The 8,001-nt window shown below is 44.6% G+C and carries 7 protein-coding genes and 2 pseudogenes; 7 read left to right on the top strand and 2 right to left on the bottom strand.

All coding sequences use genetic code 11. The annotated features are described in order from the left end of the window. The first annotated feature begins 643 nt into the window (after nt 1-643). Nucleotides 644-1,198, top strand: coding sequence for a hypothetical protein (locus NHN17_RS24980; protein ID WP_255045383.1), 555 nt, complete (start codon nt 644-646; stop codon nt 1,196-1,198). 421 nt (nt 1,199-1,619) lie between these two features. Here NHN17_RS24980 and NHN17_RS24975 read toward each other — a convergent pair. Further along, nucleotides 1,620-2,297 (bottom strand): annotated as a pseudogene (locus NHN17_RS24975) (IS6 family transposase). 17 nt (nt 2,298-2,314) lie between these two features. On the opposite strand from NHN17_RS24975, the pseudogene NHN17_RS24970 reads away from it, so the two are divergent. Both NHN17_RS24970 and NHN17_RS24965 read left to right on the top strand, forming a co-directional pair. Beyond that, nucleotides 2,315-2,644, top strand: a pseudogene (locus NHN17_RS24970) (IS66 family transposase); the annotation flags it as partial. After that, the gene (locus NHN17_RS24965) at nt 2,627-2,812 is read left to right on the top strand and encodes a transposase domain-containing protein (protein ID WP_255045384.1); all 186 of its coding nucleotides are present in this window, start codon (nt 2,627-2,629) and stop codon (nt 2,810-2,812) included. The pseudogene NHN17_RS24970 and the gene NHN17_RS24965, both read left to right, overlap by 18 nt. Here NHN17_RS24965 and NHN17_RS24960 read toward each other — a convergent pair. After that, nucleotides 2,806-3,933: a Fic family protein gene (locus NHN17_RS24960; protein WP_255045382.1), complete on the bottom strand. Its 1,128-nt coding sequence runs from the start codon at nt 3,931-3,933 to the stop codon at nt 2,806-2,808. The two genes, NHN17_RS24965 and NHN17_RS24960, sit on opposite strands and share 7 nt — an antisense overlap. Before the next feature lie 513 nt (nt 3,934-4,446). Between NHN17_RS24960 and NHN17_RS24955 the strand changes: the two genes are divergently transcribed. The 4 genes from NHN17_RS24955 to NHN17_RS24940 are packed head-to-tail and all read left to right on the top strand — an operon-like array spanning nt 4,447 to nt 7,900. After that, nucleotides 4,447-5,127 carry a FadR/GntR family transcriptional regulator gene (locus NHN17_RS24955; protein ID WP_255045380.1) on the top strand — a complete coding sequence of 227 codons (681 nt, stop codon included), beginning with the start codon at nt 4,447-4,449 and terminating at the stop codon, nt 5,125-5,127. After that, a complete protein-coding gene (locus NHN17_RS24950) occupies nt 5,128-6,267 on the top strand; it encodes a M24 family metallopeptidase (protein WP_255045379.1) in 1,140 nt (379 codons plus the stop codon). Between the two features lie 3 nt (nt 6,268-6,270). Beyond that, nucleotides 6,271-7,089, top strand: a complete 819-nt coding sequence (locus NHN17_RS24945; RefSeq protein WP_255045377.1) for an SDR family NAD(P)-dependent oxidoreductase — start codon at nt 6,271-6,273, stop codon at nt 7,087-7,089. Next, nucleotides 7,064-7,900 carry a mannonate dehydratase gene (locus NHN17_RS24940; RefSeq protein ID WP_255045376.1) on the top strand — a complete coding sequence of 279 codons (837 nt, stop codon included), beginning with the start codon at nt 7,064-7,066 and terminating at the stop codon, nt 7,898-7,900. The genes NHN17_RS24945 and NHN17_RS24940 overlap by 26 nt, the downstream gene beginning before the upstream one ends. Nucleotides 7,901-8,001 lie beyond the last annotated feature (101 nt).

Here is an 8,001-nt window from a genome sequence, read left to right as displayed (position 1 = left end):
TGGACAACGTATCACCATTTCCAGGAGGCGGTCATGGAGTTATCAAAATGTAGCACTATTAGGATCAGCTATTTAGTTAAAACTATAATTAATAATTAATAATTAATAATTAATCATTAATCATTAATCATTAATCATTAATCATTAATCATGAAAAAAAACAAACATATTCGCCATCTTGTTTAAAAATAAATAATAATCAAGAACATAAAGTTACTAATCATTAGTGGTATGGCCGTGGCAGCACTAGCAGGCTGTGAAGACGACAAAAACACCGCAGCTACCGAAGCGCAAGCTATCGCTGCCATTAAGGACAGCACTTGGACTATGAACGGCAGAGATGTTGAGGTAAATACTAGTCAAACATTCCCGTCAACCCATGAGGGCGATATTGTTAATAACACTCTTTATTATTGCGGTGGTATTCGATGTGCCCTAGATCCGACTTACTTTTCCCCAAACCTTTCTAGTTAAAATTATCAGTAACGTAAAGCAGTTAAACCGATAGATTACATTTTTTGATCATAAGACTACCTAGAAACGTCAGGTCTCACCACAAATAACTCAATACGTGAACTTAATCACAATATTTTTGTATATCTCACCTATATTTATGCTACTTGTGGCACAAGGAGAACAAGTAATGGAAGATACTCTAGAAAGAAAAATGACCCTGATTAGAAGTAAAACTCTCTCACTTACGAGCAGTACTAGCTCTTATCGTGTAACTAAAGTAAAAGGTAAAATGGCTGGTATTGGAGGATCGGTAACAGGTACAGCTACAGCAAAAGTTGTTGGTAATTATCAATACAGCTGCAAAATTGTCGAACATTCACAGACATATAATGAGTTGAAGAAAAAGTATAAAATTAATAGTGGTGTGTCGGGCTTTTTTGCTTGGATTTCAGGCAGTGCTCATGCTGAAAAAGAAAAATCTTCAATACGCCAAGCTCTAAAAGAAATAATTACTTCAAAAGAAATTACAGCTGATATTCATGCTGAGTTTACAATTGTAGGTACGAAAGACAACGTCAGAGTCGATGCCATGTCCTATGTCATCTTAGCTGAGATTGAAGATGAATCAGGAAATAAAGTTCACGCCATATCGAAGGGGGACCCTAGGGGCGATACTGGAGCAGTCGATAACGACAACGAGGAAGTTAAGACTGAAGATAATACATCAACTATAACTATCTAAATCTCTACTTCGAACCAAAACACTTTTACGGTTTTTCCAGTAAAATGATCTTAGGCGATGCCGAGGCTTATTGAATAGGCGCTTCAAAGGACTTAAGCGTCTAACTCTGGGCTTCAGTCGGTCTCGGTGTTCGCTGATTTCTTATAGAGTCAAGTAAAACTAACTATCATGGGAGCAAATACCACTGTAACTAACCATCTGAATAATAGGGTTCCCTCTTTCGTCAAATTACAGCATTCACGGAACAAAACTATGGGTAGTATGGATTATCGCAAATGCGATAATGGTACTCAAGGATTGTTTGGTGTCAGTTCAGCTGTGTTGTCTTAGTTGATCTCCACCCGTTAGATTAGGGTTTTGTCGCAAAGTTATGCTGATGTACATGCGTACTGATTTCCAGATGCAATTAGGCTGCAAGCGCTTAGAATTCATCCCAAACTGATAAACCATCAGGGTTGTCGAGCTGTCCATTTTTAATCATCGATCACAGCTCTATTCCCGCTAAAGTCGCCTTTGCACCTTCGCCAGATTTCCAACCCTGTACCTGGTTCATTTTCTCTTTTACTCTGCGGTGGCTTTGCTCAACAATATTGTTCAGGTACTTCACTTGAAGGACTTCAATGAGGTTGAGCATCAGGCCATTCTGCCAAAGCTCAACATTAATAAGATGCAGTGCTTACGTGTTGGAATGGCTGCCGTCAATCACTACCTTTTTGGGTAATCCATGTTGGCCGATGGCCTTTTGGAAAAAGGCTCTCGCTGCCTTTTCATCTCGCGTATCACGCAGTAGAAAATCAATCACATCACCGTATTTATCTACGGCTCGGTAATAATACTTCCACTGACCTTTGACGTTAATGCAAGTCTCGTCCATCCGCCACGAAGAGGCGACAGGCTTCTTTCTTCCGCGAGCTCGATGCTCCAGCAATGGTGCAAATTTGATGACCCTCCGGTTGATGGTTGAGTGATCAACATGGATACCCCGCTCAGCCATGATCTCTTCGATTTCATGGTAGCTCAGTTTATAAGAAACGTAATAGCGAACAACCTGGAGGATGATGTCGGAAGGAAAATGGCGACCGGAAAAGTTGATAGTCATAATGCTAAAGGTAATGAGTGCTGACGGAGATCCTAACTCAGCACTCCTGTTTGCGACATAACCTCGAAAAGAAAGCCCAGTCCTTGCCGGCGTCAGAAAAGCATGCAGTGAGGAAAAAAGACAGTATCCCTATCCTCGAATCCTTCCACCGCTGGCTGGATAAAGCGGCAGCCAAACTGCTCCCTCTAAGTCCGATGGGAAAAGCGGTCAGTTACGCGCTAAAGCAATGATGCTACCTTGAAAGGTATGTTGAGGATGGCGATTACCCAATAGGCAACAACCGTGTGGAGCGGGATATCCGGCCGGTAGCCACCGGGCGTAAAGCCTGGTTGTTCGCTGATACCCAGAGAGGGGCAAATGCCAGTGCGACGTTGTTCAGTATCCTGCTCAGTTGCCGGGCCAACGGCGTGGAACCTTATGCGTATCTGCGTCATGTTCTGCTCGAGCTACCACAGCGAGAAGAAGGCTCTGATGTCAGCGACCTTCTGCCTCATAGCAATACGACCGCTCAATAGCTAGGTGGGTAGGAATACCCGCTTACCTTGGGAAGTAGATATCGAGTACTACGCCCTGCGCCAGATTTCATTAAACAACCTTGTTCAACTAACGCCGCTAAATGTCGAGTCGCTGTTGGTTTACTGACTTTCGCAACCTTGTGATATTGAGATGTATTAATCCCATCAGCAAAGTCTCCATCAAGCATTCGATTTAGCACTTTCACCTGTTCTTTAGCCAATGAAGTTTGGTCAACATGACGCCAAAAGTTCGTTTTGAAGACCGTCTGATCGATCTCCTTTAATGCCTCAGCAAACGTCTCGTTCAATGTGTCAAAAAACCAAACTAACCAGTCGGTGATATTCAAATCCCCTTTCTGGGTTTGCTCGAGGATCTCGTAGTAACTCTTTCGATTCGCCAATATCCCCACAGACATCGCGTAAAACCGGACGGATTGCTGTTCAGCTTGAGCCAAGGCCAAGTCAGTTAATAAGCGAGTGATTCGACCGTTACCATCATCTAACGGGTGTAACGTAACAAACCACAAATGAGTGATTGCCGCTCTAAGCAAGGGATCGACTGACGTGTCATCTTTAGAGGCGTTAAACCACAAGATAAACTTGTCTAGCTCTTCATCAAGGATCTGACGGCCTGGAGCTTCAAAATGCACAACCGGTCTATCAATTCGACCAGAGACGACCTGCATCGGAGCATCACCTCGCAGTCGGCCACCAATGACAGGGTTAAACATCGTGTAACCCTCTGGAAATAAGCGATCATGCCAATGTAATATTCGATCAAGTGTAAGAGGGGTGGTTAGGTTATCAACAGCATCCACCATGATTTCGGCAAGGCCATCGGTTTGTTCCGTTGTCGGAAAAGGACGTTCCTCAGACAAACCCAACCTATTGGCCAACGACGAGCGTACCGAGAAAGCATTCAGCTTCTCACCTTCTATCGCACTGGAATGAACGATGTTAGCCAATAAAGTATCTAGCATGCTCTCTTTTTTGTCATGAGAGTGACTCAACATTTTGCCCAATAAGATCCCTTGGTTTAGACGAGTCTCCCTCACCATGGGCTCGATCACCGTTTTATCCCAGTAAAAGTTCGGCCAATCAGTCTGTTGCCAAATCCACATCACGGCTCCTTGATTTGAAAAAACAGGATATTCAAATCATATTATGATTTGAATAGACAGGATATTCAAATCAAAATGTGATTTGATTTGTGGAGTAATCAAATCAATAAGGCGGTATTCGTTTTGGGTATCACGCTATCTTGAGTGCATGAGATAAGATGAATTGAGTTGCCAATCCGTATCTAAAGAACGAAGAGCGGCCATGTTTGCATGGCCGTCAACAATTCCCTTTCTTGCTGGACATTTAGGGGAAAAAAGTCTTTTTCATTAATCTTGAAACAGAATTATTATTCTTTATCGCAGAGTGATTGGTTTCCACATTGTCTGTTATTTGTCATCCAATTTTTGTAATTCCTTTCCCACGATCATAAAAATAATCACTTGATCACACTTCTGATTTGCTGGTGAACTTACTGTTTTATTGATCACATTTTAGCCGCCCGCCTCATTATGATGGCTGAAAAATAGGCATATGCTCTTTATGTCCAACATTAGAACATAAAGAGGAAGCCTGTGTTTTCTATCAACAAAAAGTCCTCAATGGTGTCGATGATTGTTGAGAACATCATTGACAACATCAACAAGGGGAACCTTACCGCAGGTGATGATCTGCCTACCGAAATGGAACTTGCGGAAAGCTTTGAAGTAAGTCGAAACACTGTACGTGAAGCCCTCCGTGTTTTAGAAACCTATGGTGTGGTTGAAACCTCACGCAGGAAGCCCCCCAAGGTGGTGAATAAAAACCTTCAGGCCAGCATTGCAATTGCGGCAATCCAAGTCTCAGAAAATAAGAACTACTACCGTGAAATCCAGCAAATTCGAGAGTTGATGGGGGTCGGGTTGGTTGATGAGATATTGAAGAATGCTTCTGATGAAGATATTGCTGCGCTGCAAACAATCAACGATCAAATCGAACATACCAATACGGTTGCTCACTTGGCCGAATTAGACTTTTCCTTTCATACCCGCTTAGTTGAAATATCAGGGAATTCGATGGTCAAGGCGATATATTCCAGCCTCGCTTCAACGATTGTTCACATTCTTGAGATTGGTAAGAATCTGGAAGTTGGAATCGAACAAGCTCGCGAGGGTCACCAAGAAATCATTGAAGCTCTTCGTGAAGGGGACAATGACCACACTCGCAAAATCATCTCATCACACTTTCAATATACCCGTCATATTTTGGAGGAATAGATGATGCACCTAGAACGTCTCAGTGAATCAATGTCTGATCAAGGTATTGATGCTGCCATTGTTTACCAGCCTCAAGATCTCGTCATGCTTGCTGACCACTATCCTCATTGGAATGGTTCTGTTTTATTGGTTCAGCCTAACAAGCAGCCCATGCTGTTTATTCCTGACTTCGAGCCTGCAGTTGAGAGCTGCCAGTGTTTGGTTCGGCGTTATAGCTGGGGGGGCAGCAAAACAAATCCTTGGGATAACCTCTTAGCGCTTATTCGTGATGGCTTACCCGCAGAGCCACGAATTGCTCTTGATTTAAATTGGCAACAGGCGGCGCCATCATCGAATGCCGGTGAGGGCGGGATATTGCCTCCTGAGTTTTTTCAGCTGCTACTCAGGGTTGGAACCCATGTTGATCTTCATGATCGTTTAGCGGACTTAAGATTGTTCAAAACCACCGAGCAAATAGCCTCTATCGAAAAGGTACACAGAGTTGCTAAAACGGGAATTAAAGCGTTCTTTGCTGCAGAGGAAGGGATGCGCGATGGTGAGCTGGCTGCGCTAATTGAATATCACATCAACAAGCAAATAGGGTTGCCTGGTGTGCATTACGTTAGAGCCTATGCCTCAGTCCAATCTGGGCCAGATACAGAACTTGCATGCCAGTACAACAGAACAGGGAGGCGAACACTTGCTGATGGGGATTGGGTATTTCTAGAGCTAGCCGTTTGTGTGAATGGTTATTGGTTCGATGTTACGCGAATGACCGTCGTGGGTGAGCCATCAAATCGACAGCAGGAATTGTTCTCGATAGTGAAATGTGCCGTCGATACGGCCATTGAGGTGTGCAAGCCGGGTGTGACTAAGTCAACGGTTTATGGCGCGGCAATGGATGTTTTTAAAGCGCATGGTTTGGGACATTTATTTCCACACGCATTGGGTCATGGAACTGGATTTGCGTATCACGATCCAGGTGTTTCACTTCACCAGAATAATGACGAGCCACTGAAGGTCGGGCAGGTTGTCACGATAGAGCCGGGGCTTTACGGGGAAGAGGTTAAGGGGGGAATTCGAATCGAAGAAAACATTGTTATTACTGAGCATGGTGCGCGGAATTTATCTGTGCCTCAGGCACAACTAAAGGAGCTATGAGTTATGAACAGAGAGAGAGTCGCCCTGATTACTGGGGGGCTGAGAGGAATTGGTCAATCGATTACTGGCGCATTAGCGAAGCAAGGTTATCACCTTGTTGTGCACGCTAGGGGGGCGTCAGAGGAACAGCAAGAGTGGCTTTCATCGTTAGCTAACGACAATGGTGTCGAGTACGCCTTGGCCTGTGCTGACTTTAAGCGGCAAGAGGAGATACAAGGTATTTTTGAGGTGGTTGAATCCCGCTTTGGAAGGCTTGATGTACTGGTCAATAACGCGGGATTTGAAAACTGTCATGCTGCCGAATCCATGCCCATCAAAGATTGGAATGACGTTATTCAGGTCAACCTGACTGCTCCATTTCAGTGTGCTCAGTTTGCCGCTCGGATGATGAAGGTCAATGGTGGTGGTGTGATCATCAACATGACTTCCATTCACGATAATGTCCCACGAAAAGGCCTTTCTCATTATTGCTGTGCGAAAGCTGGACTTCATATGCTGACCAAGTCAACAGCACTTGAGTGGGCAGAGTATGGCATCAGGGTGAACAGTATTGGTGCCGGCGCGATTGAAACAGACATGAACAGGGAGGCGATAGAGCGTTTCGGCCGAGACAAGTTCAACCACTGGATCCCGGCTGGCAGAGTCGGGAACACGGAAGAAGTCGCCCAACTTGTTACTTACCTCTGTAGTGAACATGCCAGCTACATTACCGGTACCGATATGTATATTGACGGTGGTTTTACATGCTCAATACCGTCCGGTACGACGATAGACCCGCTCATAAGGAGTGTGATCAATGAAGTTAGGTTTTGGTCTGTATAGGCACATGCTAGATGATGAGCACTTGAAGTTTGCCAAGCAGCTGGGGGCAACCCATATCGTTGTTCATATGTGTGATTACTTCAACCAGCAAACCAAATTCTCTAGTAGTGACCAACCCATAGGTGATAAGTATGGCTGGGGTGTGGCTGATGGCCTGATTTGGACGGTTGAAGAACTGTCAGCCATTAAGAAGCAAATAGAATCGTATGGTTTAACTTGGTATGCCATTGAAAATTTCGACCCCAAACAATGGAATCATGTCTTATTCGGTGAGGACGGTAGAGAAGCGCAAATACAAGGTTTGAAGCAGTTGATCCGCAATGTCGGTGAAGTGGGGATCCCTGTTTTTGGCTATAACTTCAGCTTGACCGGGGTCACAGGGAGAATTGTGACAGACGAGGCCAGGGGAGGAGCGCAGACTGTCGGCATGAATGGTTCAAACGAGATACTTGAATCACCGCTGCCGAACTCAATGGCATGGAATATGACCGTAGAGCCTGCTGCAACAGGAACACGTTCTACCATGACAGAAGAGCAGCTTTGGGAAAATCTTGCCTACTTTTTAAACGAGATCATTCCTGTTGCTGAGTCTGCTGGAGTTACCATGGCTGCTCACCCCGATGATCCACCAATAGAAGTCGTACGAGGACTTCCAAAAATGGTAAACCAACCAGAAAAGTATCAGCGACTACTCGATCTATACCCGAGCGCGGCGAACGCTCTGGAATATTGCCTCGGGACAATTGCTGAAATGACCAACGGTAATGTGTACGAGGCTACTGAACACTACGTCGCTTTAGGTAAAGTGTAGTGGTCAACTTAAATTGGCCACGGTTTTATAGTTATTCCAGTAACGCCTTTCAGACTCATTCGGTGTCAGCCCTCCATTATAGTGATGCGGCCTAAGCTGAC

This window comes from Photobacterium pectinilyticum, from assembly GCF_024357955.1.
Taxonomy (GTDB): Bacteria; Pseudomonadota; Gammaproteobacteria; order Enterobacterales; family Vibrionaceae; genus Photobacterium; species Photobacterium pectinilyticum.
Note: the sequence above shows the minus strand (reverse complement) of the source record. Positions and strands in the feature narration are given on the sequence as shown.